Source organism: Myxococcales bacterium, from assembly GCA_016703425.1.
GTDB lineage: Bacteria > Myxococcota_A > Polyangia > Polyangiales > Polyangiaceae > JADJCA01.
The window spans coordinates 890731-909289 of the sequence record JADJCA010000001.1; the positions used below are offsets into that span (position 1 = coordinate 890731).

At 69.0% G+C, this 18559-nt stretch carries 14 protein-coding genes and 1 tRNA gene; 7 read left to right on the forward strand and 8 right to left on the reverse strand.

The window, feature by feature from the left end; translation table 11 throughout:
* Nucleotides 1-68: 68 nt before the first annotated feature.
* From IPG50_03870 to IPG50_03895, 6 genes are all read right to left on the reverse strand, one after another.
* Nucleotides 69-554, reverse strand: coding sequence for a hypothetical protein (locus IPG50_03870; GenBank protein ID MBK6691325.1), 486 nt, complete (start codon nucleotides 552-554; stop codon nucleotides 69-71).
* 249 nt (nucleotides 555-803) lie between these two features.
* Nucleotides 804-886: transfer RNA gene (locus IPG50_03875), tRNA-Leu, on the reverse strand.
* A 58-nt stretch (nucleotides 887-944) separates the two neighbouring features.
* Nucleotides 945-2516, reverse strand: coding sequence for a histidine ammonia-lyase (gene hutH / locus IPG50_03880; GenBank protein ID MBK6691326.1), 1572 nt, complete (start codon nucleotides 2514-2516; stop codon nucleotides 945-947).
* 754 nt (nucleotides 2517-3270) lie between these two features.
* Entirely contained in the window at nucleotides 3271-4269 is a 999-nt protein-coding gene (locus tag IPG50_03885; protein ID MBK6691327.1) for a FecR domain-containing protein, read from the reverse strand.
* A gap of 119 nt (nucleotides 4270-4388) precedes the next feature.
* The gene (locus tag IPG50_03890; GenBank protein MBK6691328.1) at nucleotides 4389-5063 is read right to left on the reverse strand and encodes a sigma-70 family RNA polymerase sigma factor; all 675 of its coding nucleotides are present in this window, start codon (nucleotides 5061-5063) and stop codon (nucleotides 4389-4391) included.
* A gap of 83 nt (nucleotides 5064-5146) precedes the next feature.
* A complete protein-coding gene (locus IPG50_03895) occupies nucleotides 5147-6202 on the reverse strand; it encodes a hypothetical protein (GenBank protein MBK6691329.1) in 1056 nt (351 codons plus the stop codon).
* Between the two features lie 66 nt (nucleotides 6203-6268).
* Between IPG50_03895 and IPG50_03900 the strand changes: the two genes are divergently transcribed.
* From IPG50_03900 to IPG50_03925, 6 genes are all read left to right on the forward strand, one after another.
* Entirely contained in the window at nucleotides 6269-7579 is a 1311-nt protein-coding gene (locus tag IPG50_03900; GenBank protein ID MBK6691330.1) for an NAD(P)-binding domain-containing protein, read from the forward strand.
* A 120-nt stretch (nucleotides 7580-7699) separates the two neighbouring features.
* Complete coding sequence (locus IPG50_03905) at nucleotides 7700-9016, forward strand: hypothetical protein (GenBank protein MBK6691331.1); 1317 nt, start codon at nucleotides 7700-7702, stop codon at nucleotides 9014-9016.
* Nucleotides 9016-10053 (forward strand): hypothetical protein, encoded by a 1038-nt coding sequence (locus IPG50_03910; GenBank protein ID MBK6691332.1) that lies wholly within the window; start codon nucleotides 9016-9018, stop codon nucleotides 10051-10053. The genes IPG50_03905 and IPG50_03910 overlap by 1 nt, the downstream gene beginning before the upstream one ends.
* 4 nt (nucleotides 10054-10057) lie before the next feature.
* Entirely contained in the window at nucleotides 10058-11896 is a 1839-nt protein-coding gene (locus IPG50_03915; protein MBK6691333.1) for a hypothetical protein, read from the forward strand.
* Nucleotides 11893-12651, forward strand: coding sequence for a hypothetical protein (locus tag IPG50_03920; protein MBK6691334.1), 759 nt, complete (start codon nucleotides 11893-11895; stop codon nucleotides 12649-12651). Before IPG50_03915 ends, IPG50_03920 begins: the two co-directional genes overlap by 4 nt.
* 219 nt (nucleotides 12652-12870) lie before the next feature.
* On the forward strand, nucleotides 12871-14652 hold the full coding sequence (locus tag IPG50_03925) for a hypothetical protein (GenBank protein MBK6691335.1): 1782 nt from the start codon (nucleotides 12871-12873) through the stop codon (nucleotides 14650-14652).
* A gap of 18 nt (nucleotides 14653-14670) precedes the next feature.
* Here IPG50_03925 and IPG50_03930 read toward each other — a convergent pair whose 3' ends face one another.
* Nucleotides 14671-16059 (reverse strand): hypothetical protein, encoded by a 1389-nt coding sequence (locus IPG50_03930; GenBank protein MBK6691336.1) that lies wholly within the window; start codon nucleotides 16057-16059, stop codon nucleotides 14671-14673.
* Nucleotides 16060-16268: 209 nt separating this feature from the next.
* Here IPG50_03930 and IPG50_03935 point away from each other — a divergent pair, with 209 nt between their 5' ends.
* Nucleotides 16269-17975 (forward strand): serine/threonine protein kinase, encoded by a 1707-nt coding sequence (locus tag IPG50_03935; protein MBK6691337.1) that lies wholly within the window; start codon nucleotides 16269-16271, stop codon nucleotides 17973-17975.
* 58 nt (nucleotides 17976-18033) lie between these two features.
* Here IPG50_03935 and IPG50_03940 read toward each other — a convergent pair whose 3' ends face one another.
* Nucleotides 18034-18534, reverse strand: a complete 501-nt coding sequence (locus IPG50_03940; GenBank protein ID MBK6691338.1) for a hypothetical protein — start codon at nucleotides 18532-18534, stop codon at nucleotides 18034-18036.
* Between the last annotated feature and the right edge of the window lie 25 nt (nucleotides 18535-18559).

Genomic DNA, 18559 nt, shown 5'->3' on the forward strand with positions numbered 1-18559 from the left:
TCGCGTTCGTTCGGGGGCGACGCTCCCCTTGAGTCACGGGGGGAGCCGGCGCCGTTGACCGCGCGGGCCTACCGAGCGCCCGACTCGAGGTCAAGTTCGGGCGACACGTCGAAGTCGTACCGCGTCGGCTCCTTGTACGCCATGACTTGGGTCGGCTTGCCGGTCTTCGAACCGTCGGAGACGGTGAGCTGGCAACGCCCGCTCGACGGCAAGCGTACGAGGTTCGCGTGGTAGTTCGCCTCGCCCGACGCGAGGCCACTCGCATTCGGGCTCCCGTACTTCGTTGCGGCCGTCGACCTCTGCTCTTCTGCTCCGGGGCACTGGGTCACGAGCGTAAGGGTCGGTGGCAATTTCCAAAGACTCTGGGCGGACCCTGGCGGAGCCAGGTTCTTGCCGCGGAGGTTTCCGAAGATGACCGTCGATTGCGGGCTCCCCTTCGCCTCGAGTGCCCCTTCGGCTTCCTCGGCGGCCTCGTCGGAGCTTCCGACTCCGCAGCCAGAGACGAACAGGCTGAGCCCCAGTGCGAAGAGACCTGAAAGGCGTATCGAAAGCATGCACAGGTTGGTGCATGGAGCGCGCCAAGACCGCGACGCCAAGAAGATGAACCAGGAAGGAAGCCGCACCTCGAGCGCCGCGCAACCAGCGATCTCAGTTTGCGCGTCCCTCGCGAGGCATCAACGCCCGACGAAACCGTAGCGCTTCGGTCTCGCCCTCGGCGCCGCTCTCGGGAGGCTCTTTGCCCCCTGGCGAAAAGGTCCAAGGTGCCCCGATTTCGCCGAATGGCACCTATGTTTTCAACCCAGTAGCCCCGCCCGGACTCGAACCGGGACGCCCTTTCGGGCCGCGGATTTTAAATCCGCTGCGTCTGCCATTCCGCCAAGGGGCCTTCCGCTTCGCTCGGCCAAGAAGGTAGGACATTTTGCGCCCGCGCGGGCGCCGACCTCTCACGCCACCTTGCCGACGCTCCGCTCCACGGCGCGGACGAGCGCTTGGCTCTCCACCAACTCGGCGATGGCCGCGCTGTCTTTGTAGAGGGGCCGGTCGCCAACCATGGGCGCGACCTTCTCGCGGACGCACGCGAGCCCCGCCGCGACGCCGCGGCTCGGCTTGAGGGGCCCGCGCTGGTCGAGCCCTGCTGCCGCCGTCATGATCTCAATGGCGAGCGCGTTCTTCACGTTGGTGACGACATCGCGGAGCTTCTTCGCGCTGACGCTGCCCATGCTGACGTGGTCTTCCTTGCCCGCCGACGAAGGAATCGAGTCGACCGAGGCCGGGTGGCAAAGGACCTTGTTTTCACTCACCAGCGAGGCCGAGGCGACCTGCGCGATCATGAAGCCAGAGTGGAGACCGCTGTCTTTCGCGAGGAAGGCCGTCAGGCCGCTCGAGAGCGCAGGGTTCACGAGCTGCTCCACGCGCCTTTCGCTGACGTTGGCCAGCTCGGCGACGGCCATCGCCGCGAGGTCCAACGCCAGGGCGAGCGGCTGTCCATGGAAGTTCCCATTGCTGACGAAGTCTGCCTCGCCGGCGTCATCGAGGAAGACGCTCGGGTTGTCGGTGATGCTGTTGACCTCGCGCTCGAGAACGGAGCGAACCCACAAAAGGGCGTCGCGCGTCGCGCCGTGAACCTGCGGGATGCACCGCAAGGAGTAAGCGTCCTGCACCTTGCCGCAGTGCTTGTGGCTCTCCATGATCTCGCTCTCGGCGAGCAAGGCGCGCATGTTGGCGGCCACAAGCTTTTGGCCCGGATGCGGCCTCGCTTCGTGCAGTCGCGCGTCGAAGGGGCGCAGCGACCCCTTGAGCGCCTCGAGGCTCATGGCGCCGGCGATGTCCGCTACCGTGGCGAGCCGTTCCGCGGAGAGCAGCGAGAGCGTCCCGAGCGACGCCATGTATTGAGTGCCATTGATGAGGGCCAAGCCCTCCTTCGCCTCGAGCACGACGGGCGCGAGCCCCTTGGCCGCGAGGGCGTCGCCACCTTCCAGGTAAGGCGTGCGGGCCTCGGCACCAGGCGCGTCGACGGACGCCTCACCTTCACCGATAAAGACCAACGCGAGGTGCGCGAGCGGAGCCAAGTCGCCCGATGCGCCAACGGAACCTTGCGTGGGGATGCGCGGATGCACGCCAGCGTTCAGCATGTCGACGAGCAGGTCGACAAGCTCGGGGCGCACCCCGGAATGGCCAAGGGCGAGGACCTGCGCGCGCAGCAACATGATCCCGCGCACCTCGGGGACGCCAAGGTCCACGCCGATGCCGGTGGCGTGCGAACGAACGAGGTTCCGCTGCAGCTCGCGGATGTCCTGCGCCGAGATCCGGGTCTCGCTGAGGGCCCCGAAGCCGGTGTTCACTCCGTACACGCGAGGAGCGCTGTCTCCCGCGGACGCGATGCGGTCGATGGCCGCGCGGGAGGCGCTCACTTTGGCGCGGGCCGCGTCGTCGAAGCGAACGGCTCGACCGCGAACGGCGACGTCTTCGAGGTCAGACAGCGTGAACGGGCGGCCGATGGAAACGGGGCTAGACATCGAGGCCAGTCCGTAACGTGCCCACGGTGGGCCGGCAACCGGGAAAAATGCGCTCTAAAGCGGCTGGCACTGGAACGACAGATCGCAGACCGGCCGCGTCGCGGGCAGTCGGCCCCGACGAGGCACTCGACGCACACGCCCACCGTGCGGTCGCAGCGGCGCGCAGCCCCGGAACAGTCGCCGGCCTCGTGGCACTGCACGCAGAGGCCGATGTCCTCCTCGCAGACCGGCGTAGCGCCGCCGCACTTGGCGTCGGTCTCGCATCGTCGACAGCGGCCATCCTCGCATTCGGAGCCGCTCGGACATGCTCCCGGCCCCGCGTCCGCCTTGCACGTCCGGACGCAGCGCCGCGTCTTCGTGTCGCAGATGCCTCCCGGGCAATCACCCTCGGAGCCGCACTCGACGCAGCGGTGCAACGCCGTGTCGCATCGGGGCCTTTGCCCCGAGCAATGAGCGTCGTCGGTGCAGACGACGCACGACTGCGACAGCACCTCGCAGTGAAGGCCAAAGCGGGCGCAGGCTTCGTCGCTGGAGCATCCGGCGCTTTGCAACGCGGAGGCATCGTTGACGTCGGCGGCGAGCGCGTCAGCGGCGCCGGCGCCGCCGTCGGCTCCGCCGTCGTTCAGCTCGTCAAAGCGAAACTCCCCGTTGCACGACGCAACGACCAGGCCCGCGACGAAGCTCGCCGAGAAGCAGACCCGCGGCGCCGCCGACGACGAAGACCGCAAGGTCGGCCAGCGCACGAGCCGTCGCTTCAACGACCGCCCTTGGCGGCGATGGCTTCAGCCTCCGCGCGGGCAAAACCTCGCGGAAAGCGCGACAGGTAGTCCCGCGCGGCCGACGCCGCGCGCCGAGCGTCTACGCCGTCGAGGCTGCGCATGCGCTCCGCCGCCGCGCTCTCCGCCAGCGGCCCCTTCGGGAAGCGGCGTGAGTATTCGGCGAACCCATCGGCCGCTTCCAGGGCGCGGCCCGCTTGCTTCGCCGCGGCGGCCCGGGCGAAGAGATCGTTTTGTTCTTCGAGGCGGCTGCCCACCGCGCCCGTCGCCCTCGCGGGCATGCGCTCCGTTGCCGCGCGCGCCATCGCCGGCGCCGCTTGCTCGGGGACCGCGGCAACGGTCTTTGCAGCGCAGTCGCGGGGCCAAGCGTCGCCGGCCCGAAGCACGTCCTCTGTTCCGCCGTTGCGAACCACGACCACGCCTTCCGTGACCTGTACCCGCGTGGCGGTACCGCCGCCGCATGCCGGATTCGGCGTCGTTCGCTCGACGCGAAATACGGTGCCGCGAACCTCAACCTCGGTGTCCGCCGTGCGCACGAGGAACCGTTCGTCGCCCTTGAGCTTCGCGACCTCGGCGTGCACGGAGCCCGCCGAGAGCGCAAAGACCTGCGCGGCGCCGTCGGAGACGAGATCGAGCTCGGCGCCCTGCGCCAGCGACAGCTTCGTACCCGTCGAGAGCGCCAACGTCACACCGCCGTCGCTTCGCGCCACCACTCGGCTGCCGCGAGCCACGAGCACGCCATCGACGAAGGGCGCGCTCTTGCCGTCGTGCTCCACAGTCGCCCCGATCGCGTTGGCGTGACCGGTAACGCTGACGACGCCGCGCTCACGCGCCACCGGTGACGGTGACGGCGCCGCGACGCGGCCTTGATCGTGCCGAGCGAGCGCCGCGACGCCAACGCCCGCCGCCATGACGGCCGCCACCGCAAGCGCTCCGAAGGCAACGCGCTGACGGGAGCGACGCGTACGCCGAGCCACCAGCGCCTCCTCGATGGCGGCGATCGCTCGCGCACGATCGGCCTCCGACGGAGCCGGCCCGTCGCCGCTATGAGCGGTGGCCAGGAGTCTCGATGCGCGTTCTGCGAACTGCGGGGCGTTCATGTGGTCTCCCCCATGTCTTCGAGTCGTTTGGCGAGCTCGGGGTCGGCGGCGATTCGTTCGTGGACTTCTCGACGACCGCGCACGAGGCGGGTCTGGGCGGCGGCAACGCTGACGCCCGTGATCTGGGCGATCTCCTTCAAGTCGTAGCCGCACACGTCGTGGAGGACGTACGTCCATGCCTTGCTCTCGTCGACCTGACGGATGGTGTCGACGACGCGAGCCAGCAAGTTGCGCGCGAGGGCCGTTCGGCCCATCGAGACGGGTGCGACGGCTGTGACGTCGTCGGCGGCCGCGTAGCCGAAGAGGCGACGCTCGGTACGGCGACGTCGAATGTGCTTGTAGACGATGTGGGCCGCCACGGTGGAGGTCCACCCGTCGAGCGAGCAATCGCCGCGAAAGCGGTCGATGGAGGAGACGATCTCGATCAACGTCATCTGGACGAGATCTTCGTGATCGGGATCACCGGCACCGAGGAGGCGACGCACTGTGCGGTCCACCTGCGGACGAACGCGGTCATGGAGCGCCGCGGCGGACCCGCGATCACCCTCGCGAACGGCGCGGAGCAGCTCGCTGTCGTCGAAGGCCGGCGACGAAGGGCGGGACGGCTCAGGCGCGGGCGCCGGCGCCGGCACGAGCCGGAGGTGAGGTTTCTGGGCGACCGCCGTTGACACTGCCTTTAGAGTACCGAGGTCTTCCCTGGATCAGGCACGAGTCAGCTTTGGAACCGACGAAAGGATTGCCGCGGCCCATCTAGCTAGAACCGGACACGAATTCCTGCCTCGGCGAGGGCTCGACCGGGTGGGACAGTGGCGACTTTGGTGCTCCGGAGGAACACATCCGTCTTGCCGAAGGCCACCTCGGCGCCACCGGCGAGAAAGATCCGGGCACCCGACGAGAGGCGCAGTCCCGCCTCAACGAGCGCCGAGGCCCCCGGGAGCCAGCGGCTCTCCCGCACCGGCTCCGGCTCGTCGGAGAGGTGGCTATGCGAGTGGAAGAGCGCGAGAGCGTTCACGCGTGCCGCGACGAAGATTGGCTGCACGGGTCGCGCGACCACCGCCTCGAGCGACACGCCGGGGCCAACGCTCGCGACGAGCGAACTCGCAGAAGCCGGCGGCACTTCGCCCGTGCGCAAGGTGCCATCGACGCGAAGCGCCACGCGCTCGCCCGCGATCCACGCCAGGCCCGCACGGCCACCGAAGCCGCCCGCGTAGCCGCCGAGCCCGGCGGCCGCGAAGACCGCGCCGTCGAGGTACACGCGGGCCGCCGCGTCGGTGGCGCGCACGCCGGCGCGATCCTTCGCTTCGGGGGCGTCGGCCGGCGGCGTCGACGCCGCGGCCGATGTCGGCGCAGGTTCTGATGGCGCACCGGGACTCGGCGCAGCGGCGCCGGGATTCGTCGCCGCCGGCGTCGAGCCCCGCGCAGGCTCAGCGGGGGCGACCAAGGCGAGCGCCGGCGAAGCCTCTGGGATCATCGACGCGAGGGCAAACCCGACCGTCCGCCCCTGCTCCGCCGGCGCGTCGGACGCTTCAAAGAGAATGTTGCGCTCGAGGAACCGCGCATCTTCGCGCCGATGAAGGCGCAGGCGGACTCGGCGCTCGCCGCCCTCCCAGCTCACGATGGCCACCGCGCGCGCGGCTTCCCTCTCCTCGAAGCGGAGGGCCTCAGCCTCCGTCGGTGCGCCGTCGAGGTTGCGGACGACGACCGACGACCCCACCGGCAGCGTCGAGCTCGCGGACCGCACCGTGGACTCGTCGGCGCGCTCGTGCCCGCGACCGACGATGAGCACGACGAGAACGAAGGGCGCCGCCATCGCGCCCGATGATACGCCGTCGTCGGACGCGCCGGTCGAGTTCGTATGCGTGCTACACAGGCGTGCATGGAATCGAGTTGGGTCATCGTCGGCCTGGTCGCCGCCGCGCTCGCCATCCAAGGCCTCTGGACGCTCATGCGCCGGCGCCGAGAAAAGAAGGCTGTCGCGACGCTCGATGACATGTCGGCGCTGGGCGAGCTCGTGCCCGACACGCTTCACCCCGTCGTCGACGTGTCTCGATGCATCGCGTCGGGCGCATGCGTGCAGGCTTGCCCGGAGAAGAACGTCCTCGAGGTCATCGCGGGCAGAGCGACGCTTATCAACCCGCTCGCGTGCGTGGGACACGCCGCGTGCGTGGCGGCCTGCCCCGTGAAGGCGCTCAAGGTCGTCTTTGGCAGCGCCACGCGCGGCGTCGAGTTGCCGCTCGTGGATCCAAACTTCCAAACCTCACGTCCCGGGCTCTACGTCATCGGCGAGCTCGCCGGCATGGGCCTCATCCGAAACGCCGTGCGTCAAGGGCGGCAGGCGGCTGACCACGTTGCCTCGGGTTCGCGGCGCGGCGGCGGAGAGGTCTACGACGCGATCGTCGTAGGCGCCGGCCCCGCCGGTGTGAGCGCGACCTTGCGCTTGCTGGAGGCCAAGCTCCGCGTGCTCCTCTTGGACCGCGAGGGGCTCGGTGGAACGATCCTCCACTACCCACGCGCGAAGGTGGTCATGACGGGCGCGCTCGAGTTTCCTCTCATCGGCACCGTCAAGAAGAAGAAGATGAGCAAGGAGCAGCTGATGGATCTGTGGGCTGACATCCACGAGAAAGCCAAGCTGCCGATGCAGACGGGAACGTTGGTCGAGGGCGTGACCGACCGTCCCGATGGCACGTGGGAGCTCGCCACGAGCCAGGGGAGCTTCCGCGCCGCGAATGTGTTCCTCGCCCTCGGGCGGCGCGGGACGCCGCGCAAGCTCGGTGTTCCGGGCGAGGAGTCGGCCCACGTGCACTACCGGCTCCTCGAGCCCCGTGAGTTTCAAGGCAAGCACGTGCTCGTGGTGGGCGGCGGCAACAGCGCCGTCGAAAATGCGCTGTCTTTGGCCGACGCCGGCGGGTGCGCGTCGGTTTCGATTAGCTACCGACGGGCAGCGTTCGCGCGGTGTCGCGCGGAAAACCGAAAGCGAATCGACGAGTGCATCGCCCAGGGCCTCGTGAAGCCCCTCATGCCCAGCGAGCTGGTGCGCGTCGCGCCGGGTCAGGTCGAGCTTACGGCCGAAGGAAAGTCGCTGACGTTACCAAACGATGCCGTGATCGTTCAGATAGGAGGCACGGCTCCTGCGGAACTCCTGGCAAAATTCGGGGTCGAGCTCGTCACCAAGCGCGGTGAGGCCTGAGTGGCGACAATCCGCCCCGCCCGTAACAACGCAAAGTTGCAGTAATAATGAGGGGTAATATCCGACGAACTTGACGCCCGTTTGCCTGCTCCACGCCCCGCGTCGGTACGTCCCAGACCGATGAGCCCGCCTACGCTCCTTTCCCGCCATGCACCGCTCGTGGGTGCGTTGGCGTTGGCGGCGGGCCTCGCCCTCGGCGCCTGCGGCCGAACGGTTGATTTTCACGAGACTGGCGAGGTCAAATCTCAACTCTGCGTCTCGTGTCACCAAGGCGCCTACGACGCCACACGCAACCCGAAACATGCAGGGCTGTTCCCTACAACCTGCAACGATTGCCACGGGACGGTTCAGTGGGTCCCCGCCAAGGCGCTCAAACACGAGTGGTTCCCCCTTAGGAACCGCCATGCATCGGCGACCTGCACCGACTGCCACACCAAGGGGTTCCAACCGGGCGCGACCCCGAACAAGTGCGTCGGCTGTCACCAGAAGGACTTCGACGCGGCGAAAGCGCCGCCGCACGCGGGCTACTCGACCGACTGCGCCTCGTGCCACACCGATCAAGGCTGGCGCCCCGCGAGCTTTGAGCATCCGTGGGCGCTCGAAGGCGCGCACACCAAGGTCTCTTGCTTCAATTGCCACACGGGCACGCCGCCTACGTTCAAGGGTACGCCGAAGGATTGCGTAGGCTGTCACGCCGACGACCACAAGAACGCGCCGTTCCCCAACCACGCGACCTTCGCGACGACGTGCACCGATTGCCACAACACGACCGCGTGGAAACCCTTCGTCCACGCCTACCCGCTTGATGGCGCCCACAAGACGGCGAACTGCACCGGCTGCCACACCGGGAACCCACCGAAGTACAAGGGCACCGCGAAGGACTGCGTCGCTTGCCACGCCGACGACCAGAAGAACGCGCCGTTCCCGGGCCACGCGACGTTCCCTGCAACCTGCACGAATTGCCACAACACCGCGGCGTGGAAGCCGTTCGTCCACGCGTCCCCCCTTACCGGTGCGCACACGACGGCGGCCTGCAACGGCTGCCACACGGGAACGCCAGCCGTTTACAAAGGCACGGCGACGGCCTGCGCGTCGTGCCACCTCGCGGACTACCAAGGGAGCCCCTACCCAGGGCACTCGGCGTTTCCGCAGACGTGCCTCGATTGCCACACCACGGGGGCCTGGAAGCCGGCCGTCGGCGGCGCCCATCCCGACAGCAAGTTCCGGATCTCGAGCGGCTCCCACAACAAGCCTTGCCTCTCGTGCCACAACGCGAGCCTCGGCTCTTCCGTCGGCGGTGCGAACACCGACTGCGTCTCATGCCATTCGCGCGCGAAGTACGACGCCATCGGCGAACACCGGAACAACCCGCAATACCCGAAGGGCGCCGCACCTGCGAACTTCTGCCTTGATTGCCATCCAACAGGAAGAAACTGATGAGCGTTGCCCGCCGACAGAACGACGAAGCTCAGGTGCCCAGCGAACGCACTCGCGCAAAGTTGGACTCGCTCGCGACGCTCCTTGAGCCCGCGACCCTCCCGCCGCCGGCTCCCCTCACGGTCCCGGCGCCGCAGCCGGGCCTCGTCTCTGGCGTCCGGCGCCGCGCGGATCTGCCGAAGGGCGAACCCCGCTCCTACGCCATGTGGATCACCACGGTCCTCGTGTTGGCGCTGGCCGGCGCCCTCGCGGCGCGCGGCTACGGCTACTACGTCCTCGGCGCGGAGGCGCGGCTCGACCACGCCGACCACCGCATTCTCAGCTCCACGGGCTTCCTGGGTCAGGGCTACGGCGTCGTCGGCACCGGACTCATCGTCCTCAATCTCCTCTACCTCGTGCGCCGTCGCCTCGCGAAGTGGGCCCTCGGGTCCATGACGCTTTGGCTCAACATGCACGTGTTCACGGGCCTCACGGGCAGCGTGCTCATCCTATTTCACTCGGCGTGTCACCTTCGAACGACCATCGCCGTCGTGACCGGCGCGAGCCTCGCCGTCGTGGTCGCCACGGGCCTCGTCGGTCGGTACCTCTACGCGCTGCGGCCCACCGGAACGCTAACGCTCGAGCAACGGCTCGAGCAACTGAGCGCGATGTTCCCCGACTTCGTGACAGCGGTGCGCGGCATCCTCGCGCGCTCCACGCTCAAGCACGTCGCCGCCGACCCGTCGCTCTTCACGGTGCTCTTGATGGTTCCTCGCTGGGTCGTTGAAGCGCGGCGCCGTCGTCGCGCCGTTCGCCTTGCCGCCCGCAGCGACGCGCAACTGCAGCGTGTGAGCGCGAGCGAAACGGAGTTCGTGGCCAGCATGGTGGGCGAAGTGTGCGGTCTCGCGGCCGGCGAAATCGACGCCCTCGCCGGCGGCGCGCTCCTACGCACGTGGCGCGGCCTCCACCGGTTCATGGCCATCCTCATGCTCCTCGCCGTCGCCATTCACATCGGGGTGGCGTGGCACTACGGCTACCGCTGGATCTTCTCGGACTGATTCATTGGGCCAGTTCGCTCGCCGCGCGTTCGCGCTCATCGTTCTTTTGAGCTCGCTCCTCTTGGCGCTGCCGGCGCGTGCGCAGCTCCTGTCGCCGGGGCCTCTGTCGAAGGCGCACGCCGGCGCCGAAGGCGACGACCGGTGCAACGACTGCCACGCCTCCGGCAAGCGCATCGACACGGCGAGCTGCGTCAACAAGTGCCACAGCGACCTCGGGGCTCGCATCAGCGCCGGCCAGGGGCTCCACGGCCGCGAGTACAAAGGAAAAGCCTGCGAGAGCTGCCACTCGGACCACCTCGGGCGCAACGCGCGCCTCGTCAGGTGGGATCCCAAGCAGCTGAACCACGCGCAGACGGGGTGGCCGCTCGAGAACGGCCACAAGGCCGTGGCCTGCGAGAAGTGCCACAACAAGTCCAACGCCCGCGGAGCGCCCACGTACCTCGGTCTCGGGACCAGCTGCGCGAGCTGCCACAAGGATCAGCACGAGGGGCGCTTCGGTGCAACCTGCAACCAATGCCACAACGACGTGTCCTGGAAGAAGGTCAAGCTCGACGGCTTCAACCACGACCTCGCGCACTTCCCGCTTAGGGGTTCACACCAAAAGGTGACGTGCGAGAAGTGCCACCACGAGCCACCGCAATACAAGGGCATTGACTCGGCGACCTGCGCTAGCTGCCACAAGGATCCCCACGCGGGAAAGCTCGGCCCCAAGTGCGCAAGTTGCCACAACGAAGACTCCTGGAAGAAGGTTCGCTTCTCCGGCGTCGGCCACCCGGGCGTCAGCCTCGGTGGCGGGCACGCAAGGGTCGCCTGCGGCACGTGCCACGACAAGGGCAACCAACTTGCGCCCTCCAAGGGCAGCGAGTGCGCGTCGTGCCACAGGCCGGTGCACGAAGCGCCCTTCGGCCGTGGCTGCGGCAGCTGCCACGGGAACATCGCGTGGCTCAACTTGCCGCGGCCGGTGGGGCTCGCGGCCCACAGCAAGACCGCCTACCCGCTGACGGGAGAACACAAGGAAACGCCCTGCGCCTCGTGCCACAAGCCCACGCTGCCCGCGCAGGCCCGCTACCGGGATCTTCAATTTGCAGAATGCAAGGACTGCCACAAGGACTCACACAACGGTGAATTCCAGGCCCGCGGCGGTGGCGAGTGCAAGGCCTGTCACGCGACCTCGGGATTTCGTCCGGCGCTCTTCGGTGTCGCGCTTCACGGTTCAACCAAGTTTCCCCTGACGGGCCTTCACTCGGTGGTGGCCTGCAGCGGATGCCACACCGGCGCGCGACCTCGGCTCGACCATCGCGTGAGCAAGCAGGCTTGTGCCGACTGTCACGAGAACCCGCACGGAGCCCAATTCGCGACCGAGATGGCCAAGGGTGGCTGCGGCCAGTGCCACCAGACGAGCGGGTGGAACAACCCGAAGATCGACCACTCCACGTGGCCGCTCTCAGGAGCGCACGCGCAGGCCGCGTGCGAGGGGTGCCACAAGCCCTCCAAGGAAGACAAGACGCTGGGCAAAGGCGCGAGCTATCGCGGCGTGCCTCGCGCCTGCGGCGGATGCCACGACGACACCCATGCCGGGCAATTCAGGACGTCGGCACCTGTGCGCGAATGCGATTTCTGCCACAGCACAACGGCCTTCAAGGTCCCCGCCTTCGAACACGGGCAGAAGACCCGCTACCCGCTCACCGGCGGTCACGCGAAGGCCAAATGCGACGGGTGCCACCTCAAGGAAACGCTGACCAGCGGCGCCGTCGCCGTCCGCTATCGCTTGCCGTCAACGGACTGCCGGACGTGCCACGCGAACCCCCATGACAAAGCGCTCGGCGGCGGAGGTCCCAAGTGATTCGCCTCCCCTCCCCGGCGCTTCTGCACGCGCTCGTCGCGAGCCTCGTTGCGCTCGCGCTTTCGTCAACATCCTGGGCCGACGCGCCGCCACCACCGCCGGCGCGAGCGGCGCCTGCAACCGCGGCCGCGGCGCCGCCTCCAACGGCTGCGCCGCCGGCACCGGCGGCTGCGACCACGGGCAAGAACATCGCCGACGCCGTCCCCTGCAGCGCGTGCCACTCGACGGTCGCTTGGCGCCAGAGCGACGCGCGTGGCGCCGGCGGCTTCGATCACTCCACGACGGGTTTCCCGCTGACGGGTCAACATCAGGTGACTGCTTGCAACCAGTGCCACGGCGGTCAGCCGGTCAAGCGGGCGTGCAACAGCTGCCATGAGGACGTCCATCGTGGTCGCTTGTCGCGAAGCTGCGACGAGTGCCATTCGGCCGCCGGCTGGCAGGTGACCAAGGCCATCGACATCCACCGGAAGACGCGGTTTCCGCTCACCGGCATGCATACGCTTGCAGACTGCAGTCAATGCCACCAGCGAAGCGGCGATCACCAGTGGACCACGGCCCCGGTGGAGTGTTTCGCCTGCCACGGGAAGGAATACGGACGCACCGACATCCGGCCGGTGCATACGGGGACGACCCTCACGGCGCCCTTCCCGCGCGACTGCAGCCAATGCCATCGCTCCATCGCGTGGGTCCCCGCGCTCTTCAAGGCGAGCCTCGTGACAGCGGCGGCACCGGCGGCGCTCTCCGGGCGCCGGTGAGGTCGCGCCGCGAGGCCACGACCTCCGATTCCCCATCTCCTTCGGGCCGCACCGGACGGCCGCGTGCTCCGACTGCCATTCGAACCTCGCCGCGCCTCGCTCCGTGCGGTGCGTTGGCTGCCACGCGCACGACCCCGCTCGCCTGGTCGCTCAACACAAGGGCCCCATGGCAACAGGGGGCGCCTCCTGCTTGAGCTGTCACCTCGGGGGGGCCCGCCGATGACGGCAACGCGACACCTCCTCATCGTCGCGGCCGCAGCGGTCGTGTCGTGCGCCTCAGCGAGCCCGCTCTCCGCAGCGCCCAAGAGGCGGCCGAAGCCCGCTGCCAAGCCCGCGGAGGCGGCTCCCGCGCCCTCCGAGGCGACGCCGGCCGCGCCGACGCCGAAGCGAACGGGCCGCGTGGAGGTGGTCGTTGTCGATGTCGCCGGTGATCTCGTCTACGTGAAGCCCGGCGCAGCGATGGGCGTTCGTCGCGGCACGAGCGTGACGTTGCGGAACAAGCGCTACAAGGTCGTCGGCTCCACGGCGTCCTACGCCGTCATCGTTGGCGCCGCCGACGGCCTCAAGGAGAACGACAAGGGCGCCGCGGCCAGCTCGGAAGAAGCGGAAGAGCAACGGACTGCCCTTGCCCCGCCGCAGCCTCTCGGCGCATTTCAGAACGTGTGGCCCGCCGCCGTGGCGCCCGCGTCGACGCAACGCCCCCGTTATGTGCCGCTCGGTGAGGTGAGTCGCGGCTCGGGTGCTTACCGGATCCTGCTCTCGTCGTCGGGCATGGCGCTGTTGCCCTTCGACGAGCGGTCGACGGGGGTCGCGCGCGGCGAGCTTAGGGCCCGCGTGCATGCTGCACCTTTTTCGGCGCCGCGCACGCTCGACCTCGACGCCGCCGTGCAAGGCTACGCTGCGCCGGACCTCTCGGCGCGCGAGGGCTCACGACCGCTCGTTCGCGTTCGCGAGCTCCTCCTCGGCTACGGACGACCGAGCTCCTTTCGCGCGGGCCTCGGCCGAATGAGGTACGCGGCGGCGACGCTGGGCACGCTCGACGGCTTGCGGGCCGACGTGCCGCTCGGCGCTGGCTTCAGCGCAGGGGCCTTTGGTGGCCTATTGCCCGATCCGCTCACCGGTGGGGTGGCCGCCGACGCGCAGCGGTTTGGCGTCGATGCGCGGTACGCGGACACGTCGGCCTCGCTGCGTCCCGAGGTGGCGCTCGTCGGTCATGGCTCGACCTTCAAGGGACAGCTCGACGAGAAGCGCTTGAGCGCCATCGTCGGCCTCTACCCGGGTCAGTCGCGCCTCGGCGGGCACGCCGAGCTCTCGGGCTTCGAGTCGTCAAACCCGTGGAAGGCGTCACCGCTCGAGCTCACAGCCGCCGGCGTCGATGCATCGCTGCGTCTCGGCCCGGTCCAAGTGGGCGGTCGCTTCGACGTGCGCCAGCAAGAGCGCTCGGCGTACCTGGCGTCCTTCCTCCCTCTCTCGTGGTTCTGCGCGACAACGCTCGCGCCGGCCGCGGCCGGCACACCCGCGCGCGACGTTTGCGTCGACGGTCGCGGCAGCCAGCGCCTCCTGGAGGCTGCCGACGCCACACTCGAGCTTGGCAATTTTGGCATCGGTGTCGGCGGCACCGCGCAGCAAACGAGCGGCGGCGGACCCAAAGCGCTCGGCGGATTCGCCAACGCGCGGCTCGTGCGCATCGCGCGGCACTTCCGCATCGAGGCGGCGGGAAACCTTTCGGCGGGGACGTACGTCGACCTCCTGGGCGCTTCCGCGGGGCCCGGACTTTCGGTCTTCGCCGATACGCTCGACGCATCGCTCTACTATCGCTTCGCTCAGCTCTCGTACCGGGCCGCGCCCGACACGACGCTCCGGCAACACGCCGCTGGCGCCATGTTCGTCCTCCTGCCCGCCTCCGAGTTCGTCCTGACGCTTCAAGGCGAGGGGCAAACCGGCGACGACGTAAAGGCTGTGCTCGCGCTTATGAACGTGCTTTGGCGACCGCGCTTGTGAGCGAGCCCGCCGCGGTCTTCAGCGCTTGAGGTCGACCGCTTCGACGAACTCCGCGGCCGGAACGGTCTCGCCAACCTCGTAGCTATCGACGGCGCCGGTGGGCTTCGCGCGCGGGGCGCAACCGCCGCCGTCGCCGCGCACAAAGAGCGACGGCACATCGACCTTCACGCCGCGCTTTCGAATCCGTAGGTTGCGTGAGCACGACGCGTTCGGGTCGGCGTATTCATACGCAAAGGGCGACGGTGCGCCGCCACAAGGCGCGAAGACGACAGCCCTGGTGCAAGCCGCATCGGCGTAGGCGCTGACGGGCCCTAGGCTCGTCGGCAGGCACCGGCGCTTTCCGTCTTCCGCGAGCGACACCTGGCATTCGGTCTGCTTCTCGGCGTCGTAGAGCCCCTTGCCAATGGGGCCGCCGGGCGCGCTCCACCGCGTCTCGTAGATGCGGTAGTCGCGCGGCGGCGGGACCTCGAAGACGCGAGGCAGGTCGGCCGGAGCGAGCTCGCCGCCGACTGGGTAGACGCGCGGCGACGAGCCTAGGGGAGCGCACGCCGCCTTCGTGCCTGACGACGGACTCTTCACGCGCGGCCCGACGGCGAAAACCTTGGCTCGGCCGCCGCAGGCGTCGGCCTCGACCGCCACAAGGGGCTCTTTGCAGGCCACCGTGGCGGCCCCTCGCACTGCGCACTGAGCGTCGGCGAAGACCACGCTGGCTACCGTCGCAGCGTCCACCGGTACACAACGCACGGATTCGTCGAGGAGCGTCCGCGGCGTACAGTCGGCGTTGCGCTTCGCGTCGCGGAACACGCCGAAGGCGCGGCTGCCGTCGTCGCCATCGAGCATCACGGTGGAGAGCCCTTCGTCGGTGAAGACCTTCGGCTTCGTCGCGACGAACTCCGTGGGCGGCACCTCGTCGCCGAGGCCGTAATAGGTCGTGTCGACGTCGATGGGTTGCGGCGCGCACTCGCCCGTCGTGCCGCGACTGTAGACCACGGCGGGGCGCGTCTCCCCCGCGAGGGCGTGGATTTTCGTCGTCGACGGGCATGGCGTCGTCGCAGCCGCGAAGGTGGATGGCTTGCAAGGAGCTCTCGGGGCCACCACGAGCCGGGTCTCGCAGCTCGCGTCGGAAAAGACGTCTTCTGCCGAATACGTGGCCGCAGGCAGGCAGCGCGTCGCGCCGTCGCTCGCCGCCAGCATGTGACACTCGATGCCCAGCTTGGTGTCGTAGAACGTGCGAAAGACCTCGCCTACGGGGCCGAACGAGTCGAAGCGCGCCTCAAGCCTCGCGCCTCCTCGGATCGCGACGGGCAGCGTTGAGACGCCGCCGACGACCGGGGCCGCCGCAGAGGGGGTGGCGTCCGAGCTGCACGCGCCGAAGAGCAACAGGCAGGCTCCGCCAACGCAAAGCACCTCCCTCGCTCCGACATCACGTCTCGATTCGTCGTGGTCTTTCAATGCCAGCGCCTCCCTTGGAGTTGCGTATGAATCGGCCACACCGGGAGTACCGCGAGGCCCCGCGCACCAGGCACCGGACGGCGAACAAATCGCCTACAAATTCCTTGGCATCCTGCGGCCATGGCGAGGGGTCGAGTGTTACGCTTTCCGTCGGGAGGCGACGCGTGGCGCGAGCCAAGCCGCGAACGATTCTTTCAGCCGGCATGGTCGTCGATGGCAAGTACCGCATCGAACGCGTCCTCGCCAAAGGTGGAATGGGCGTCATTGCCGCCGCGTGGCGCGACGACCTCGCCAGTCGCGTTGCGCTCAAGCTCCTCGTGGACCACGACGGGGAAGCACGAACGCGCTTTGCACAAGAGGCGCGAGCTCTTTCGCGCCTCCGCAGCGAGCACGTCGTCAAGGTCTTCGACGTCGGGGAGCTCGCCGACGAGACGCCCTACATGGTCATGGAGTTTCTCGTCGGCGGCGACCTCGACAGCGTCCTTCGAGAGCGCGGGCCCTTGCCCGTGGAGACGGCGGTCGAGTGCATCCTACAAGCATGCGAAGGCATCGCCGAAGCGCACTCGCACGGCATCGTTCACCGCGATCTAAAGCCGTCGAACCTCTTTCTCACCAAGCGCCCCGATGGAAGGCCGCTCGTCAAGGTGGTCGACTTCGGCATCGCCAAGCAAGTGGGTCCCTTGGCGTCGCCCGGCCTGACGCAGCCGCTCGACGTCATTGGTTCGCCTCAATACATGAGCCCGGAACAGACGCGTGGTGATGTCGTGGACGCCCGTACCGACGTCTGGTCTCTCGGGGTGTGCCTGTACCAACTCCTGACCGATGAGGTGCCCTTCCCCGGCCAAACGGTGGCGACCATCGCTGCCGGCGTTCTCCGCGATGCGCCGCGGCCGCCGCAAGCCTTCCGGCCAGACCTGCCGCAACGTGTCGTTGACGTGATCTTGCGATGCCTCCAGAAGGCGCCTGAGGACCGCTTCGCCGACGTCGCCTCGCTGGCCGCATCGCTTGAGCGCCACGCGCCGGTCTCCGGAGAGAGCGCCGCGCGCCGCGTGCGGAGCGCGCTCGAGCCGCAAACGCCTCTCGTACCGATGCTCCCGCCGGGCGGCGTCGGCGATGGAACGGGCAAGGCCAAGCGCCCTGGCGGCCGGCGCCGCGCGGTCGTGGCCGGCGCACTGCTCCTCGTGGGCGCCGGGGTTGGCTTCGCGCTTTACCGTGGCGCGGGTGCCATTCCCGCGCGGGCAGCGTCACCACCACCCGACGTCGCTTCACGAGAAGCGCCCAGCGCTTCGGTTCAAGTCGTGACCCGAATGACGCTCCCAGAAACCGTACCCGCGGCCGCCGCTGCGCCCTTGACCCCCGAGTCTCCCCAGCCGCTAAAGGATGGGCCTGGCGTGTCGGCGCCCTTGTCGCCGCGGCAAGGGAGCCGGAAGAATGTGGACCGACGCGCCGCCCCCATCCTCGCAGGCGCTGCGGCGCCGAATGCGGCGGCCCCGCTTGGCGCGCCGCCGACTGGCCTGCCGCCAGCGGCGCAGGCGGCGGTCGCCGCGCCGCGCGCGTGGCGCTTTCAATCGACGAGCGTGAGCGAGCCGGTCGCCACCACGGCGGCGAGCGTCCAGCGAGCCGTGTCTCCCGTCGCGTCTCGCTTGGCGGAGTGCGCGAGGGGCGCCGTGGCGTCACAGACGTCGGAGCCGCACGCCACACTGCGAGTGGACACCGATGAGGAGGGCGTCATCGCTGTCGTGAGCCCGAACGCGCTCTTGCGCAGCGCCGCACCGTGCCTGTCAGCGACGCTCGTCGGGAGGCGCGTGCCCAACGTCGACACGGGTCGGGCGAGCGCCATCGTGCGACTCGTCTTTGCGGCAGACCCGTGACGACCGACCGTGACGAACGCTCGTTTGGCGAGTCCAAGGTCTGAGCATCACGCTCACGCTACGGCACGACGGTGAGCTCGCCCGTCATGCCCTCGCCGCGGTGCACGCGGCAGAAATACGGGAACACCCCTGCCGCGTCGAAGCGATGCTCGTAGACGGTCCCTGCCGGTGAAGACGGCGCGCTGCCGCAGTTCGTGTCGCTCACCGAGCAGAACTTGCCGTCGGCGGCGCCGGCGCTGCCGCTGGTCACCGTATGACCCGATGCCTGCCACACCCAACGCACCGTGTCGCCGACGCGCAGCGTGAGCACCTCAGGAGCGAAGCGTTGGCCGGGCCCGACCCTCACCTCGTGCAGCGTGGGGGCAGCGTCACCGCCGGACTCGCCGCCGTCTGAAGCCGCGCCGTCGGCCCCCGCGTCGACGGCGCCGTCGCGCCTCGTCGTGTCCGCATCCAAACCGACCGACACATCGAGGGGTACGTTGAGCGGCCCGACGACGGGATCAAAGGCGCCACATGCGGACGCCATCGCGCAGAATGCCAACGCGACCGAGCGCACCATACGAGCATCGTACCGGACCACTTGG

Coding starts and splice junctions, on each gene's coding strand:
- IPG50_03870 (MBK6691325.1), bottom strand. CDS start 554: ATGCTTTCGATACGCCTTTCAGGTCTCTTCGCACTGGGGCTCAGCCTG.
- hutH (MBK6691326.1), bottom strand. CDS start 2,516: ATGTCTAGCCCCGTTTCCATCGGCCGCCCGTTCACGCTGTCTGACCTC.
- IPG50_03895 (MBK6691329.1), bottom strand. CDS start 6,202: ATGGCGGCGCCCTTCGTTCTCGTCGTGCTCATCGTCGGTCGCGGGCAC.
- IPG50_03900 (MBK6691330.1), top strand. CDS start 6,269: ATGGAATCGAGTTGGGTCATCGTCGGCCTGGTCGCCGCCGCGCTCGCC.
- IPG50_03905 (MBK6691331.1), top strand. CDS start 7,700: ATGAGCCCGCCTACGCTCCTTTCCCGCCATGCACCGCTCGTGGGTGCG.
- IPG50_03910 (MBK6691332.1), top strand. CDS start 9,016: ATGAGCGTTGCCCGCCGACAGAACGACGAAGCTCAGGTGCCCAGCGAA.
- IPG50_03925 (MBK6691335.1), top strand. CDS start 12,871: ATGACGGCAACGCGACACCTCCTCATCGTCGCGGCCGCAGCGGTCGTG.
- IPG50_03940 (MBK6691338.1), bottom strand. CDS start 18,534: ATGGTGCGCTCGGTCGCGTTGGCATTCTGCGCGATGGCGTCCGCATGT.